Source organism: Lelliottia jeotgali, assembly GCF_977070485.1.
Genome location: NZ_CDRVFO010000003.1, coordinates 204,837 through 221,106, shown reverse-complemented (window position 1 = coordinate 221,106; position 16,270 = coordinate 204,837). Strand labels below are relative to the sequence as shown.

The window sequence follows — 16,270 nt, the reverse complement described above, 5'->3', positions numbered from 1 at the left end:
CCGGTATTCAGTAGCCGCGTGCGGTGTCGACCAGGTTGGCCAGGGGCGCCTGCTCGCGGTAGCGGTGGAAGTTGGCAATGAAGGCTTCGAGGAAGGCCGGGTAGCCGTCTTCGGAAATGGCCGAGGTGTGCGGTGACAGGAACACCCGTGGGTGGTGATACAGCGGGTGGCCGGCGGGCAGCGGCTCGGGGTCGGTGACATCCAGGCTGGCGCGGCCGATCAGGCCGCTGTTCAGCGCCTCCAGCAACGCCTGCTGGTTGAGCAGCCCGCCACGGGCAATATTGATCAAGTGCAACCCGGGTCGGGCATGGGCCAGCACCTCGCGGCCGACCAGGCCACGGGTGGCAGCGGTGAGCGGGGCGGCCAGTACCAGGTGATCGCTGCCGGCGAACAGCTGTTGCAGGTCGGCGGCGCGCACCACCCCGGGCACATCGGCGATGGCCTGGCCGGGGCGGCTCAGGGCGAGCACGCGCATGCCCAGCGCCACGGCCTTGCGCGCCAGGCTCTGGCCGATGCTGCCAAAGCCGAGAATGCCCAGGGTGCGGCCGCGCAGCGGTGCCAAGGGGGTAAGGCGCCAGTCGGCATCCTTGACCCACAACCCCGGCAGTTGCTTTGCAGCGGCGAACAACAGGGCCAGGGCGAACTCGGCCACGTGCTCGGCGTTGGCGCCCTTGCCGCTGGTGACCTGCGCGCCCTGGAATACCCAAGGGGGGTAGAAGTCGATGCCCGAGGACACCAGCTGCACCCATTTCAGGCCCCACGGCCAGCCCGGCGGCGGGCTGTCGACGCGCTGGCCGCGCACATTGATCGGGCGCAGGATGAACACATCGGCAGGGGCCTGCAGGGCCAGCTGGCCGGGGGCAACGTCGATGACTTGATGGTCCGGCAGGTGATCACGCAGGTGCTGGTTGGCCTGGGCGTCGAGCTGGCTGGCAATGATCGAATGGCTCATCCCCGAGCCTCCAGCAGCGCGGCGCGGCCGACCTGGCCGAACACCACGTCGTCCTGTGGCGTGTGGATGCGGCTGCAGAGCACGTCACGGTAGTGGCGCTCCAGCGGGTTGCGCCGCGACAGCCCAGGGTTGCCGGCCGCTTCGACGGCCAGTTCCACGGCCTGGATGGCGTTGGCGCTGACCAGGTGCTTGAGCTGCCCGGCATGCTGTGGCGCGACCTGCCCGCTGGCTGCGGCATCGAGCAGGCTCTGGTTGGCGAACAGCAGGGTGTCGATGCGCCCCAGCACCTCCTGGAAGCGCGGCAGGCTGGCCAGCGGCGCGCCCAGGTTGGAGGGTGCACGGTGCTTTAGAAAGCCCGCCAGCCAGTCGCGGGCAGCGCGGGCCACGCCGTCGTAAACAGCAGGTAGCAGCACGGCCATCCACAATAGGCTCTCGCCATCGAGTTCGGCCTTTGGCGCGCTGGCAGGGCTGACGCTGACAGCGTGATCGAGGGGGATCAGCACCTCGTCGAAACGCACTTCATGGCTGCAGGTGGCACGCATGCCCAGGTGGTCCCAATCGTCGACGATGGTGATGCCGGGCGTGTCGCGGTGCACCAGGAAGCCGCCGACCAATGGGTCGGCGTCGTCGCTGCGGCCCCACACCAGGTACCAGCTCAAGCCATGGCTGCCGGTGGAATAGATTTTGCGCCCGCTTAGGCGCCAGCCTTCGGCCGTGCGCCGCGCCACGGTGGCAGGCAGGCCGCCGCGGGCAGGGGTGCCGAGTGCCGGCTCGACGCGCAGGGCGTTGATCAGCGCGCCGTGTTGTACGGCATCGCGAGCCACGCGTTGGCGCAGGTGTTCGGGCCAACGGGCTTCGTCCTGCAGGCGAAAGTGCTGCAGGTACTGCATCACCAGAATCAGCGCGGTGGCCGGGTCGCCCTTGCCCACTGCGCCAATGACCCGGCGCGCACTGGCAAGGTCTGCGCCAGCGCCGCCGAGGGCGCGGGGCACGGTGAAGGCGAGCAGGCCGTGGCGGTGCAGCAGGTCGAAGTTGTCCTGCGGGAAGCTGGCGCTGCGGTCATAGCGCTCGGCATTGGCCGCAAGGGCCTGTGTCAGCTCGGCCAGGGCGCTGTCGGAGGGGTGACTCATGGGGTTTCATCCCTGAATGACGGTGTGTTGGCTAAGACCGTATTCGTATGGATGAAGGCTGTAAAAGTCTTTTTGGTTCTATGCTAATTATTTATTTAAAGCATCTAGTTTCTATCATGTTATGCGTAAATTGCATTTAGTGCTTGGGGCGCATGGCGCCCCGTCAGGGTTAACCCAGCAACCGATGCCCGGCAACTTCGCCAAACAGTTCCACAGGCTCCTGCAGGTTGCCCAGGAACCGCGGATGGAACAACCACAGGTCTACCTGCGGCTTGAAGTCAGTGACGTTGAGCACATCCAGCGCCTCGCGATGCCGGCTTGCCTGCAGCAGCGGCTCGGGTACCAGCCCCAGCCCCTGGCCATTGGCGACCAGCCCAAGTTGCAACTCCGTGCCGAAGGTTTCCAGGTTGATCGACAGCCTCAGCCCTTGTTCGCTCAGGGCCCGCTGCAGCCCGGCGCGGAAACCGCAACCATCGGGGTTGAGCACCCAGCCACGGGTGTAGCAGTCTTTGAGTTTGTAGCTGCGTTTGGCGGCGCTGCCCTTGGCCGCCACCACCTTCAGCGGCATGCGCGCGATCGATTGGCTGGCGATGCCTTCGGGGAAGATCTTGCCCGGCGGGAACAGCGCGGCGGCGGCGTCGAGCTCGCCGTTTTCCATGCGCGCGATCAGGCTGCTGCCCCAACCGCTACTCACCTGGGTGCGCAATTGCGGGTAGGCCTCGCGAATCTGCGCCAGGGCATCAAGCAGCACCACGTCGCCCAGGGTTTGCGGCACGCCCAGGCGCAGGGTGCCCGACGGCGCGCCATCGTTGGCCACCAGTTCGCGCAGCGCGTCGATCTCGCGCAAGATCGCCTTGCACTGGTCGTACACCCGCAGGCCCATGGGGGTGGGTTTGAGGGGCTTGGTGTTGCGATCGAGCAGGGTGGCGCCGAGGTCTTCCTCGAAGTTCTGCACCCGGCGGGTGATGGCCGGCTGGGTCAGCTGCAGGGCTTCGGCGGCGAGGTTGGTGGACTGGCAACGGATGACCGCGACGAAGGCGTCCATATCATCGATTTTCATAATCGGCGCTCACAGGGTGGCACGGGAAAAATAAGGCATTAGCATAATCGCAATGGCGAGTAATGCCATCTGCAGGGTCTGGCGAGATTAAAACGCATATTAGGTTATTCCTAAAATCAATTTAATTTATTTGATGGTTCTCGCTAGAGTCACACACCGGGCCGCATGACGCGGCCTGCCCAGACATCGAGGAGCGCCATGTCCATCCGCACGAAGCTGTTCACCCTTGCCGCGGCACTGTTGCTAATTGGCCAGGCCAGCGCCACGGAGCGCCTGACCCTGCGCATCGGCGACCAGAAGGGCAATATGCGCGCACAGCTGGAAGCCGCCGATGCCTTGCGCGACTTGCCCTACGACATCCACTGGGCCGAGTTCCCCGCCGCCGCACCGTTAGCCGAGGCGCTCAATGCCGGGGCGATCGATGCCGGCATCATCGGCGATGCGCCGCTGTTGTTTGTGCTGGCCTCGGGGGCACCGGTCAAGGCCATCGCCGTGGACAAGTCCGACCCCTATGGCACGGCGCTGTTGGTGCGCCCCGATGCACCGCTGCACAGCGCGGCCGACCTCGAGGGCAAGCGCATCGCCACCGGTCGCGGGTCGATCGGCCACCATCTGGCGCTCAAGGCGCTGGAACAGGCCGGGCTGAGCGAGAAGGACGTGGAATTGCGTTTTCTCGGGCCGGTGGACGCCAAGATCGCCCTTGCCAACGGTGCGGTCGATGCCTGGTCGACCTGGGAGCCCTATACCGCGTTGGCCGAGTTGAGCGGGCAGGGCCGGGTGCTGGTCAACGGCCGTGGCCTGTCCAGCGGCAACAGCTTCCTCGCTGCCACCGACAAGGCCCTGGATCAACCTGCCCGGCGCGCAGCGCTGCAGGACTACCTCAACCGGCTGGCTGGCGCGCAGGTCTGGGCCAACCAGCATGTGGACAGCTATTCGAAAACCTTGGCGGCGATCATTGGCTTCCCCGAAGACGCCGCCCGCCTGCAGTTCGAGCGTCGCCAGCTGCGCTGGCAGCTGATCGACCCGCAGACCGTGGCCCAACAGCAGGACACCGCCGACTTCTACCATGCCCATGGCTTGATGGCCCAACGCCTCGACGTGGCACCGACCTTCGCCAGCGGTTTCACCCTTCCCGGTGCCGCCAAGCTGGCCGCGCAACCCTGACAGCGGAGATTTTCACATGCCAATCAAACCCCTGCGCCGGCTCGGCCTGGCGCTGCTGGCCAGCGCCTTGCTGCCGAGCCTGGCCAATGCCGAGCAGACCCTGCGCATCGGCTACCAGAAGTCCTCGACCCTGCTGACCCTGCTCAAGGCCCGAGGCAGCCTCGAACAACGCCTGCAGGCCGAGGGCATCCGCGTCAGCTGGCACGAGTTTCCAAGTGGCCTGCCGCTGCTGGAGGCACTGAACCTGGGTAATGTCGACCTGTCGGCGGACGTTGCCGATACCGTGCCGGTGTTCACTCAGGCCGCCGGCGCCAAACTCACCTACTTTGCCCGGGAAACCCCGTCACCCACGGCCCAGGCGATCCTGGTGCCGTCGGACTCGCCACTCAAGACCCTGGCCGACCTCAAGGGCAAGCGCGTGGCGGTGACCAAAGCCGCCGGCAGCCACTACTTGCTGATCCAGGCCCTGGCCAAGGCCGGGCTGACCTTCAAGGACATCACCCCGGCCTACCTCATTCCCGCCGACGGCCGAGCCGCCTTCGAAAACCACAAGGTCGATGCCTGGGTAACCTGGGACCCTTACGTGGCCAGTACCCAGCGCCAGCAGAACGCGCGGATTCTGGCCGATGGCAGCGAGCTTGCCAGCTACCAGCGTTACTACCTGGCCGGCAGCGACTACGCCAAGGCCCACCCTGAAGTGCTGCAGCAGGTGTACCTGGCCCTGCGCGAGGCCGGTGCCTGGACCAAGGCCAACCCTGCGCAGGCAGCGCGTATCCTTGGGCCGCTGTGGGGCAACCTGGACAGCGCCACGGTGCAGCAGGCCAACGCCCGGCGCAGTTATGACGTGCAGCCGGTGAAGCTGGAAAACCTGGCTGAACAGCAACGCATCGCCGATGCCTTTTACCGCGAGGGGCTGCTGCCCAAGGCGGTGGATGCAAGCTCCGTGAGCCTTTTCGAGCCGGTACAGAACTAGTCATCGCAACGTCCAACATCAGCAATGAGGCATAGGCAGGCTCAGTGCTGATGATGGACTTTCAACGGCATTGCGGGTGGTTACTCAGAGCGGCCCTACCGACATCGCTGCTGGAAGCTGCCGTGGTTCAATGGCCGCCAGGCCGATGAGGCTTATGTGTTTCAGCCAACAGATGACGGATTTTCACAGGTACACCTTCGGTCTGGAATGTGCGCACTCGTGCTTCGATTTTCAGCTCGCCTCGGGTAACCCGATGGTGATGGCGCAAGTGTTCAAGCCAGGACTCTTCGAAGAAAAATTCCTGCCACAACGTCGGCTCCGAGCTGTCCTGCATCAACCCCCAGGACAACGCACCGTTTCGCTTGCGCATGGCTTCCAGATCTCGAGCAGCCTGGGTGAAAGCCTCTGCTTGAGCAGGATCGATGTGGTACTCGACTGTGACCATCACAGGCCCGCGCTCCTGATCCAGCTCATCGCTGATCAATGGCGTTGGCCAGTGCAGCGAAGGCGCGAGCTCTTCGGCTTCAGTCTCAGGCAGCGCCACTTTGCAGGTAACGAGCGTCGCCAGTGCAAGACCGCCAGCCGCCAGCAGCAGGCTCAAAGTGATCGAGGCATGGCTGGCTACGGTCCCCCACAGGAGGCCACCACCCGCCATTGAACCGAAGAATACCAGGATGTACACCGACAGTGCCCGGGCTCGTACCCACGCTGGCACAGAGGTTTGAGCGGCAACCTGCATATTGGAGAGCACCGCGATCCAAGCGGCTCCGCTAATCAGCATCGCAGGCATCAGCACATGGAAATTGCGAACCGACGCGAGCACAAGCAGGAATACGGCGTACAACAAGCTCGCAATCATTACCAAACGGTCTCGGCTGACCCGCTCACGCAGTTTAGGCAAAAGCGTTGCCCCCCCTACGGCGCCGATGCCAATGGCAGCGAGCAGCAAACCGAAATCGGCCGCGGTGCCATGCATCTCGCCACGCACGATCAGTGGCAGCAACGAAGTGCCAGCGCTAGCAAACAGGAAGAAGGCCAGCGCACGAATCAATACAGCTTGCAGCGGTTTGGAGCTTCGAGCGAATCGCATCCCGGTACGCATTGCACCGATGAAGCGCTCCGCAGGCAGCAGCGGCTCTTTGACCTCGCGCTTCCACATGAACAGCACCAGGATCACACCCGCAAACGAAACAGCGTTGAGTGCGAAGGTCAGCCACGGGCCTACCAGGCTCACCACTACACCTGCCAAGGCAGGGCCGATCGCTCGCGAGACGTTTATGCCGACACTCGAGATCGCCACCGCATTCGACAGGTCTTCCTTCCCAACAAGCTCAGGCGTAAGGGCGCTCCACGCCGGCATCATCAACGCGGTACCAATGCCCAACGCCAAAGTGAGTACCAGAAGCAATGAAACATTCATCAGCCCTAGCAGCGTGAGGCTTGCCAGTGTCACCGCGACCGCCGACATCCAGAGTTGCACGAATAGCAGGTAACGTCGCTTATCGACGATGTCAGCAGCGGCTCCAGCCGGAAGGGCCAGGAAGAACATGGGGAGCGAGCCTGCCACTTGAATCAATGCAACGTGGAGCGGGCTGGCGGAAAGGGTGGTCATCAACCATCCTGCGCCGACCTCGTGCATCCAAGTGCCGATGTTGGAAGCGATTGTTGCGATCCACAACATGCGGAAAGTGGTATTGCGCAAGGGGCTCCAAGCGCCAGATGTTGATGTGCTCATTCCATTGCTGCCTTTGAAAAATTGGGTTCGACCCAGGTCGGTATCCTGGCGCGTCTTAGCCAAGCCATGCACGCCTAGGCAGCGAGCACGTCTCATCCAGCTAGCATCGGGACGGCCAGAATCAGTTTTTGGGGGGAGGGTCTTGAGGGCGAGGGTGCCAAATCCTGGCATTTCTGGATCCATCAATCGGCATGCTGTCTTACCGCTCTGCGAGGCGCGGCAAGACAGTCATCCAATTGCATGGGTCAAGGCATGCTCGGCAGCTCGTTAGGGCGCAGATCAAAGACCAGTACTTCTGCATCACGGCCGTTGGAAAGCTCGATCACCTGCTCTTTCCTCATCCGCACACCGTCACCTTCGCGCAGCAGTTGGCCATTGAGCTCGATGCGCCCACGCGCTACGTGTAGATAGGCATAGCGGTTGTCAGCCAGCGTCAGAGTAGCGTGCTCATCGCCGTCGAAGAGGCCCGCATAAACACGTGCATCCTGGCGAACCTGAAGCGAACCCTGCTTGCCCTCTGGCGAAATGATCAGCCGGAGCTTGCCGCGCTTTTCATCATCACTGAAATGCTGCTGCTGATAACGGGGAGTCGCACCACGTACATCGGGCACAATCCAGATTTGCAGGAAGTGAACCGGCTGCGATTTGCTGTGGTTGAACTCACTGTGAGCGACCCCGCTGCCTGCGCTCATCAATTGCACATCACCTGGTTTGATTACCGACCCGGTGCCCAGGGTGTCTTTGTGCTCCAAAGCGCCCTCGAGGACATAGGAGAATATCTCCATGTCACGGTGAGGATGCTGGCCGAAACCTTTGCCTGCTATCACCCTGTCATCATTGATGACCAGAAGGTCAGAAAAGCCTTGCTCATCAGGATTCCAGTAATTGGCGAATGAGAAGGTATGAGCTGACTTCAACCAGCCATGATTGGCGCGGCCACGTTCATCAGCGTTACGGACAGTGATCATGATTCGTCTCCTTGAGGCTTCGTCGCCTCTGTGTGATGAACCCACTTTACTGTCAGGGGATGAAGACAAAAATACGTGGCCAATTGAATTACTGTCACGATAATCGGGACAATCCGCTCAGATGCCCATTTACCGAATGGACATCTGAGCGTGGCACCCGGCGTTCAGTGTCGGGCTTTTTTGTCTGCCTCAGCCAGGCGCCGCTCGATCTGACGGGTCTGCTGCTCTTGTTCTTTGATCGAGGTTGGCGTGATGACCTTGTCCACTGCCTCGGTAGCAGGGTCGGGGCGTTCGAGCACCGGGTCTGGCTCCCGCTCACCTTGTTGGGCCTGTTCAGAAGAAAGCGGCTTGGGGACTTTGTCGCCGGTCTTGCCGTCGTTATGCTTCATGGGCGTCTCCTCCCGTTGGTAGGTGTGTGCAGAGGAGCCCGGTGGCGGGCAGAAAGTTCGATCCGCTTGCCTCAGCGCAACCAGCAGCGCCTGCACTGCCAGCGGGTGATCAAGGCGAGCGTTGGCCACAGCCGCGTCCATGCCTGCGTCATAGGTCCATCCTTGTATTGCAGAGGTTATCGGGGAGACTGACCTGCCGAGGCGGTGGACAATGTGAATCTTGAACTCCGCGCGCCTTGCAGGGCTCCATCGGCTAAGCGAACCCGTCAGCGAAGGTGTTGCCATGACGACCCGAGCTTTGCAGCAGCCCAGCGGTGCCCCGGCGCACCAGCCCCTGTACAGCACCGATATACCCGCCCGGCTGGACCGCTTGCCCTGGACCCGCTTTCATACCTTGCTGGTGTTGGCTCTGGGTATCACCTGGCTGCTCGACGGGCTTGAAGTGACCCTGGCCGGCTCGGTGTCCGGCGCATTGAAGGACAGCCCGGCATTGGCCATGAGCAATACCGAGATCGGCCTGGCGGGCGCTACCTATATTGCTGGCGCAGTGCTGGGCGCGCTGTTCTTCGGCTGGCTGACTGACCGTCTGGGGCGGCGAAAGCTGTTTTTCATTACCCTGTTTCTGTACATCGGCGCCACCGCGGCGACGGCATTTTCCTGGAACCTGTGGAGCTTCCTGTTGTTCCGTTTTCTCACAGGGGCCGGCATCGGCGGCGAGTATACGGCAATCAACTCGACCATCCAGGAGTTCACCCCGGCGCGCTACCGCGGCTGGGTCGACTTGACCATCAACGGCACCTTCTGGATAGGCGCCGCCCTCGGCGCGGCCGGTGCCGTGGTGCTGCTCGACCCGGCGGTTGCAGGTGGCGACCTGGGGTGGCGGCTGTGCTTCGGTATCGGTGCGGCGCTGGGCCTGGTGATCATGTTGATGCGCCTGTGGGTGCCGGAAAGCCCACGCTGGCTGATGATCCACAACCAGCCTGAAGAGGCCGAGCGCATCGTCGCCAACATCGAACGCCATTACCAGGCGCGCGGCATTGCGATCCCCCCTTTGCAGGCTGCGCCCCTGCGCCTGCGCGCACGTGACCACACGCCGCTGCGCGAGGTGTTCCACAGCCTGTTCGTCGAGCATCGGCGCCGCGCATTGGTCGGGCTGACCTTGCTGACCTCGCAGGCCTTCTTCTACAACGCGATCTTCTTCACCTATGCCCTTGTGCTGACGGACTTCTACGGGGTGGCGTCTAGGAAGGTGGGCTGGTACATCCTGCCGTTTGCGCTTGGCAACTTCTGCGGCCCGCTGTTGCTGGGCAGGCTGTTCGATGTGATTGGCCGGCGCATCATGATCAGCGCCACCTACCTGGTCTCCGGCGTGCTGCTGACCATCAGTGGCTACCTGTTCGAGCAAGCGCTGATCGACGTCACCCAGCAGACCGTGGCCTGGATGGTCATCTTCTTCTTCGCCTCGGCGGCAGCCAGTTCCGCCTACCTCACCGTCGCCGAGACATTCCCGCTGGAAATCCGGGCACTGGCCATCGCGGTGTTCTACGCATTTGGCACCGGCCTGGGTGGGCTGATCGGGCCAACGTTGTTCGGGGCGCTGATCGAAAGTGGCGAACGTGCCAATGTGCTGTACGGCTACCTGATCGGGGCTGCCTTGATGATCATTGCCGGCCTGACCCAGGCTGTTTGGGGCGTAGCGGCCGAACGCCGTTCCCTGGAACATGTAGCCCGGCCGCTGTCGCAGATCGGCGAAACGTGAGCCGCCGTCGGTCCAGCGGATGGCACCAGGCGGCCCAGGCTTAGCTATCGACCCGAGGCGCACATCTGAAGGCGGGGCCGCTTCGCGGCCCATCGCCGGCAAGCGCGGCGCCCACAAAACAAACGCTAACTTACTGATTGGGCGGGGATCGTGTAGGAGCGGCTTCAGCCGCGAACACCGGCGAAGCCGGTGCCATCCACCGCGGCGCCTGCTTCACGGCTCAAGCCGCTCCCACAAGGTCTGCGGCGCGCTCGCGGGCTTTGTTCCCTGCGCGACAACGCAGCCCGAAGGCCTGGGCAATCTCCCACAGAGAGATAACCAGTCTCCGGGCCTGCCCAGTACCTGTGGGAGCCGGCTTGCCGGCGATGGGCCGCGAAGCGGCCCCGGCCTTCGGATGTCCGCCATGGGCGAAATAGGTCAGTGGTGATCGGCTGCTTTTGACCCGAAGCGGTCCCTAGATGCCTTGGGGTGAGTGCGGTGTTCGGATGTGTTCGCCTTGAAATCTTCAGCGCCTATGAGATCGAGCGCCGCCCGCGCGGCGCTCGATCTCGTAGGCGCAGACGATGTCATGGCGAAAGTCCGCAATGGGTCGAAAGCGGTCGCTCCCCTTGTACGCTGACGCGGGATCTGTTCCACCAACGATCAGCTTTTGTGAGAGGTGAGTAGGATTTTTTCAGCTTTTCTGTGAAAAGCCCCACTTCGATTCACCAAAAAAATGGCCAGGCTTCCCAGTTCACGGGGCCTGGCCAGTCACCTATTTTGTGAACCTACAGGCCGCTAGGCGGCCCCCGGCGATCTAGCGGGTGAAGCGCGGTATCGGCAAGCCGAGGCTCTCGCGCAGGGTAGTGCCCTCATAAGCGGTGCGGTATACCCCACGCTCCTGCAGCAACGGCACTACCTCCTCGGTGAACCGGCGGAACTGCCCCGGGTGGCCAATGTAGATATTGAAGCCGTCCAGCGCCCGCGCCTCGAACCAATCGGCCATCTTCGCCGCCACGGTGTGTGCCGAACCCACGAACGCCCCCGGCCGCAACTGGCGGCCGAACTCCACGGCCTGGCGCAGGCTGAAGCCCTTGTCCCTTGCCTGGTCGGCAATGCGCTTGGCGTTGGTGAAGAAGCTGCTGCGGGCGTATTCCAGGCTCTCCTGCGGGAACGGCGCATCCAGGTCATAGCGGCTGAAATCATGCCAGCCGAAATTGCGCCCGAACTCTTTCAACGCCAGTTCAAAGCTGTGGTCAGCCTGGTGGTAGTGACGCTCGATTTCTCGGGCATGGTCGTCCGTATCGCCTACGTAGATCTCTGCCCCCGGCAACACCAGCAACTGCTCCGGGTCACGCCCCAGGCGCTCGGCACGGCCCTTGATGTCCCGGTAGAACGCCTGCCCCTGCTCGATGCTGGCGGCATGGGTGAACACCACGTCGGCAGTGGCGGCGCCCACGTCACGGCCCTGCTCGGAATCGCCCGCCTGGAAGATCACCGGCTGGCCCTGCGGCGAGCGCTGGATGTTCAGCGGGCCGACCACTGAAAAGTGCTCGCCCTGGTGATTCAGTGCATGCAACTTGGACGGGTCGAGAAAGCGACCGCTGGCACGATCCCGGGGGAAGGCGTCGTCTTCGTACGAATGCCACAGCCCTTGCACCACTTGCACATGCTCCTGCGCCCGGGCGTAGCGGGTGTCGTAGTCGTAGTGCTCGTCCAGACCGTAGTTGCCGGCGGTGCCGGCATCACCACTGGTGACCACGTTCCAACCGGCGCGGCCCTTGCTGATCAGGTCCAGCGAGGCGAGCCGGCGGGCGACGTTGAACGGCGCGTTGTAGGAAGTGGTGAGGGTGCCGACCAGGCCGAGGTGGCGGGTGCTGACCGCCAACGCCGAGAGCAGGGTCAAAGGCTCCAGACGGTTGAGGTAGTGCGAGGGCGAGCCTGGGGTAATGAACTGGCTGTCCACGATGAACATCAGGTCGAACAACGCTGCCTCGGCCGTGCGGGCGATGTCGATGTACCAGTCGATGTTGACGCTGGCGTCGGCAGGCAGCTCGGGGTCGAGCCACAGGTTATGCCGGCCAGGGCCGCCGCAGCCCATGGTCAGGGCACCGAGTTTGATCTGTCGTTTGCTCATGGGGATCCCTTCATTGGCTGCTGACGGCGGGCGCCTGGAAGGCCGCGCCGAACGAGGTGTCGAACAGGTCCGCCGCCGGGTAGGGCTTGATCAGCCCAAGCCCGGCGAAAAAGTCCACGGTCTTCTGCGCATCGGCGATGACCTGCGGGCTCAGCGGTGCCAGGTCGGTGCGCGCACGGGCGAACCAGGTGCGGGCGATATCGCGGTCGGCACGGGTTCGCTGGGCCCAGGCATCGGCATAGGCCTCGGTATTGGCCGGGTCGTTCAGGGTCCAGTCACGGGCCTTTTTCAGGCGCTGCAGAAAGTCGGCGATCTGCGCACGCTTTTGCTCCACCGCCTTGCTGTTGGCCACCACGAAGCTCTGCGCCGGAATTACCCCCTCGGCTGTGGCCAGCACGCGGGCGCCCTGGCGCTCCTGCTGGGTGACGTAAGGTTCCCAGGTGGCGATGACATCCACCGAGCCGCCGTCCAGGGCGTGTGAGGCATCCAGCGCGCTGAGGTAGCGCAGCTCCAGGGCGTCGCGCGGCACACCGGCCTTGTCGAGGGCGCTGAACAGCAACTGCTGGCTCCACGAACCCTTCCAGATCGCTGCGCGTTTGCCACGCAGGTCCTGCAGGCTGTGGATGGGTGAATCCTTGCGCGCCAGGATGGCCACGCCTTCGAGGTTCTGCCGGCTGACCGCGATCACCTTGATCGGCGCGCCCAGGGCGCCGAGAAACAGCGGCGGCGCGTCGCCCAGCAAGCCGATGTCGAGGCTGCCGACGTTTAGCGCCTCGGCCACCGGCGAGCCCGCGGTGAACTGCTTCCATTCCAGGGTGTAAGGCAAGTTGTCGAGCACCCCGGCCGCTTCCATGACGGCGCGGGCGTTGTAGCTCTGGTCACCGACCACCAGCGTCTGGGCTGCGGCGGCAAGGCTGAAGGTAGTGGCCAGCAGCGTGGCAGCCAGGTGTTTCATATAGCGCACGTTCGTCTCCAGATGCCCCATCAGGGGCAGATGAGCCGATCCGCGCGTGCGGTCTCGTCCAGGGTTTATCTATAGCCAAAAGGCATTAATAGAGTGTTGTTTATAAACTAAAGTGTATTTGCGAGCCTGTGAAATGCGCATTAGGCATAACCTCATGCCTTTGGCGACGGCAATTTGAAAACAGAATAGCGCAGCTGTAAATGCATTATTTGCATATTAGCTTATGATTATTTTGCATTTTGAGAATAGAAAGAGGATTTGCTAGGGTTGACCGGAACCCGAAAGCCGAGCCTGAACCATGACCCAGAACCTGCGCCCGGAGCGCTTGCGTCATTTCATCGACAGCCTCGCCGCGCTGCTCGACCAGCAGCCCGACGAACCTGCACTGCTTGACCGCGGCCAGCAACTGCTGGCCGAGCTGGTCTCCCATGACGACTGGCTGCCGGACGACCTTGCCCAGCCCGACCCGCAGCGCTATCAGCAGTACTTGCTGCATTGCGACTCACGCCAGCGCTTCTCGGTGGTGAGCTTCGTCTGGGGCCCTGGGCAGCAGACGCCGGTACACGACCACCGGGTGTGGGGCCTGATCGGTATGCTGCGCGGCGCGGAACTCGCCCAAGGCCTGGAGCGCGACGCCCAGGGCAAGCTGCTGCCTCTTGGCGCGGCAGTGCGCCTGGAGCCGGGCCAGGTGGAAGCGGTGTCGCCGCGCATCGGCGACATCCATCAGGTCAGCAATGCCTTCGACGACCAGGTGTCGATCAGCATCCACGTCTATGGCGGCAACATCGGCGCAGTCCAGCGCGCAGTCTATGCCGAGGACGGCAGCGAAAAACCGTTTGTTTCCGGCTACTCCAATACCCGCCTGCCCAACATCTGGGACCTGTCCAAAGAGAACCTTGCCCCATGAGCTCCGTCACTACCCGCAGATACCACGACATCCGCCGCGCCCTGCTGGCCCGGGAGGAACTGGCCCTGATCGACGTGCGCGAAGAAGACCCGTTCGCCCAGGAGCATCCCTTGTTCGCCGCCAACATTGCGCTGTCCAAGCTCGAGCTGGAAATTTTCGCTCGGGTGCCACGGCGTGATACCGCCATCACTGTCTACGACAACGGCGAAGGCCTCGCCGAAGTGGCGGCGCAACGCCTGCTGGCGCTGGGCTACCGCGACGTCGCTGTGCTTGATGGCGGCCTGGCCGGCTGGCGCGCCGCGGGTGGCGAATTGTTCCGTGACGTCAATGTGCCGAGCAAGGCCTTTGGCGAACTGGTGGAAAGCGTGCGGCATACGCCATCACTTGCTGCCGAGCAGGTCCAGGCGCTGTTGGATGAAAAGGCCAATGTGGTGGTACTGGATGCCCGCCGCTTCGACGAATACCAGACCATGAGCATCCCCGGTGGTGTCAGCGTGCCCGGTGCCGAGCTGGTGTTGCGCGTAGCCGAGTTGGCACCGGACCCCGCCACCCAGGTGGTCGTCAACTGCGCAGGGCGCACCCGCAGCATCATCGGCACTCAGTCATTGGTCAACGCCGGCATTCCCAACCCGGTCGCCGCCCTGCGCAATGGCACCATTGGTTGGACCCTCGCCGGCCAACAGCTGGCCCATGGCCAGGACCGCCGCTTCGCCGAAGTCAGCACCGGTACCCGCGCCAACGCTGCGCGCCAGGCGCGAGTGGTCGCTGACCGCAGCGGTGTGCTGCGCCTGGAACGTGCCGGGCTGCGCGACTGGCAGGCCGACCCCACCCGCACCACCTACCTGTTCGACGTGCGCACGCCCGAGGAATACAACGCCGGCCACCTGCCTGGCAGCCGCTCGGTGCCGGGTGGCCAGCTGGTGCAGGAAACCGACCACGTGGCCAGCGTTCGCGGGGCGCGCATCGTGCTGGTGGATGACGACGGTGTACGCGCCAACATGAGTGCTTCATGGTTGGCGCAGATGGGCTGGCAGGTAGCCGTGCTCGACGGTTTGTCCGAGGCAGATTTCACCGCCACCGGCGAATGGCAGCCGCCCCTGCCCGAACTGCCCGCCGCCAACGAGATCGGTGTCGAGCAACTGGCCAGCTGGCTGCAGCAAGACGGCACTGTACTGCTGGACTTCACCACCAGCGCCAACTACGTCAAGCGCCATATCCCAGGTGCCCACTGGGCGATCCGCGCCCAGCTGGCTGAAACCCTGGAGCGTTTGCCACAGGCCAGCCGCTATGTACTGACGTGCGGCAGCAGCCTGCTGGCGCGCTTCGCCGCACGCGACCTGCAAGCCCTCACCCGCACCCCGGTTTACTTGCTCGAAGGCGGCACCGCGCGCTGGATCGCTGCCGGGCAACCGCTGGAAACCGGCGAAACGCAGCTTGCCGTACCCCGCAGCGATCGCTACCGGCGCCCGTACGAGGGTACGGACACCCCCCGCGAGGCGATGCAGGGGTATCTGGACTGGGAGTTTGGCCTGGTTGCGCAACTGGAGCGCGATGGCACCCATGGGTTCAAGGTGCTCTGAACCTGAACGAGCGACAGTCTGTTTTGGGTCGGTAACAACCCATTGTGAACGACAGCCATCGGCCATGGCTGACTTCCGAAGGCCGGGGCCGCTTGGCGGCCCATCGCCGGCAAGCTCGGCTCCCACGGGTACTGCGCAGGCCCGGAGACTGGTTTATCTCTGTGGAGCCGGCTTGCCGGCGATGAGGCCGGTTCTGACTACACAGCGTTGGAACGGTGTCCGCCATGGACCAAAATCAGCCGGTCACCACTGACCGATTTCGACCCGAAGCGGTCCCTAGATGCCTTGGGGTAAGTGCGGTGTTCGGATGTGTTCGCCTTGAAATCTTCAGCGCCTATGAGATCGAGCGCCGCCCGCGCGGCGCATCGCGGATAAATCCGCTCCTACGTTTGTTTCAGACCAGTAACGTCAGTGACAGACGCGCGCGAACCCTTGTTTGTACGACTCGATATCGCGTCATGCACCAAGGCGGTCGCGCGCACCCCTCCGACATAATTGGCCAAAAACAAACGTAGGAGCGGATTTATCCGCGATGCGCCGCGCGGGCGGCGCTCGATCTCATAGGCGCAGACG

At 63.6% G+C, this 16,270-nt stretch carries 13 protein-coding genes; 5 read left to right on the top strand and 8 right to left on the bottom strand.

What is annotated here, in order from left to right; translation table 11 throughout:
- Positions 1-7: 7 nt before the first annotated feature.
- From ACW4TB_RS05875 to ACW4TB_RS05865, 3 genes are all read right to left on the bottom strand, one after another.
- The gene (locus ACW4TB_RS05875) at positions 8-952 is read right to left on the bottom strand and encodes a D-isomer specific 2-hydroxyacid dehydrogenase family protein (protein ID WP_279929005.1); all 945 of its coding nucleotides are present in this window, start codon (positions 950-952) and stop codon (positions 8-10) included.
- Positions 949-2,082, bottom strand: a complete 1,134-nt coding sequence (locus tag ACW4TB_RS05870) for an acyl-CoA dehydrogenase family protein (protein WP_279929007.1) — start codon at positions 2,080-2,082, stop codon at positions 949-951. Before ACW4TB_RS05870 ends, ACW4TB_RS05875 begins: the two co-directional genes overlap by 4 nt.
- 169 nt (positions 2,083-2,251) lie before the next feature.
- Positions 2,252-3,142: a LysR family transcriptional regulator gene (locus ACW4TB_RS05865; protein WP_279929009.1), complete on the bottom strand. Its 891-nt coding sequence runs from the start codon at positions 3,140-3,142 to the stop codon at positions 2,252-2,254.
- 198 nt (positions 3,143-3,340) lie between these two features.
- Between ACW4TB_RS05865 and ACW4TB_RS05860 the strand changes: the two genes are divergently transcribed.
- Positions 3,341-4,306, top strand: a complete 966-nt coding sequence (locus ACW4TB_RS05860) for an ABC transporter substrate-binding protein (protein ID WP_279929013.1) — start codon at positions 3,341-3,343, stop codon at positions 4,304-4,306.
- A gap of 16 nt (positions 4,307-4,322) precedes the next feature.
- The gene (locus ACW4TB_RS05855) at positions 4,323-5,279 is read left to right on the top strand and encodes an aliphatic sulfonate ABC transporter substrate-binding protein (RefSeq protein ID WP_279929016.1); all 957 of its coding nucleotides are present in this window, start codon (positions 4,323-4,325) and stop codon (positions 5,277-5,279) included.
- A 127-nt stretch (positions 5,280-5,406) separates the two neighbouring features.
- On the opposite strand, the gene ACW4TB_RS05850 is transcribed toward ACW4TB_RS05855, so the two are convergent.
- The 3 genes from ACW4TB_RS05850 to ACW4TB_RS05840 form a co-directional block, all read right to left on the bottom strand.
- Positions 5,407-7,197 (bottom strand): MFS transporter, encoded by a 1,791-nt coding sequence (locus ACW4TB_RS05850; protein ID WP_455842907.1) that lies wholly within the window; start codon positions 7,195-7,197, stop codon positions 5,407-5,409.
- A gap of 62 nt (positions 7,198-7,259) precedes the next feature.
- Positions 7,260-7,982 (bottom strand): pirin family protein, encoded by a 723-nt coding sequence (locus ACW4TB_RS05845; RefSeq protein ID WP_279929018.1) that lies wholly within the window; start codon positions 7,980-7,982, stop codon positions 7,260-7,262.
- 164 nt (positions 7,983-8,146) lie between these two features.
- Entirely contained in the window at positions 8,147-8,371 is a 225-nt protein-coding gene (locus ACW4TB_RS05840; protein ID WP_279929020.1) for a hypothetical protein, read from the bottom strand.
- A gap of 283 nt (positions 8,372-8,654) precedes the next feature.
- On the opposite strand from ACW4TB_RS05840, the gene ACW4TB_RS05835 reads away from it, so the two are divergent.
- Positions 8,655-10,130, top strand: coding sequence for an MFS transporter (locus ACW4TB_RS05835; protein WP_279929022.1), 1,476 nt, complete (start codon positions 8,655-8,657; stop codon positions 10,128-10,130).
- 796 nt (positions 10,131-10,926) lie between these two features.
- Here the strand turns inward: ACW4TB_RS05835 and ACW4TB_RS05830 are convergent.
- Both ACW4TB_RS05830 and ACW4TB_RS05825 read right to left on the bottom strand, forming a co-directional pair.
- A complete protein-coding gene (locus tag ACW4TB_RS05830) occupies positions 10,927-12,246 on the bottom strand; it encodes an LLM class flavin-dependent oxidoreductase (protein ID WP_279929024.1) in 1,320 nt (439 codons plus the stop codon).
- A gap of 10 nt (positions 12,247-12,256) precedes the next feature.
- A complete protein-coding gene (locus tag ACW4TB_RS05825; RefSeq protein WP_455842924.1) occupies positions 12,257-13,201 on the bottom strand; it encodes an ABC transporter substrate-binding protein in 945 nt (314 codons plus the stop codon).
- 307 nt (positions 13,202-13,508) lie between these two features.
- Here ACW4TB_RS05825 and ACW4TB_RS05820 point away from each other — a divergent pair, with 307 nt between their 5' ends.
- Together ACW4TB_RS05820 and ACW4TB_RS05815 are read left to right on the top strand one after the other, a co-directional pair.
- Positions 13,509-14,117, top strand: coding sequence for a cysteine dioxygenase family protein (locus ACW4TB_RS05820; RefSeq protein ID WP_279929028.1), 609 nt, complete (start codon positions 13,509-13,511; stop codon positions 14,115-14,117).
- Positions 14,114-15,697, top strand: coding sequence for a rhodanese-related sulfurtransferase (locus ACW4TB_RS05815; RefSeq protein ID WP_279929030.1), 1,584 nt, complete (start codon positions 14,114-14,116; stop codon positions 15,695-15,697). The genes ACW4TB_RS05820 and ACW4TB_RS05815 overlap by 4 nt, the downstream gene beginning before the upstream one ends.
- The last annotated feature ends 573 nt before the right edge of the window (positions 15,698-16,270 follow it).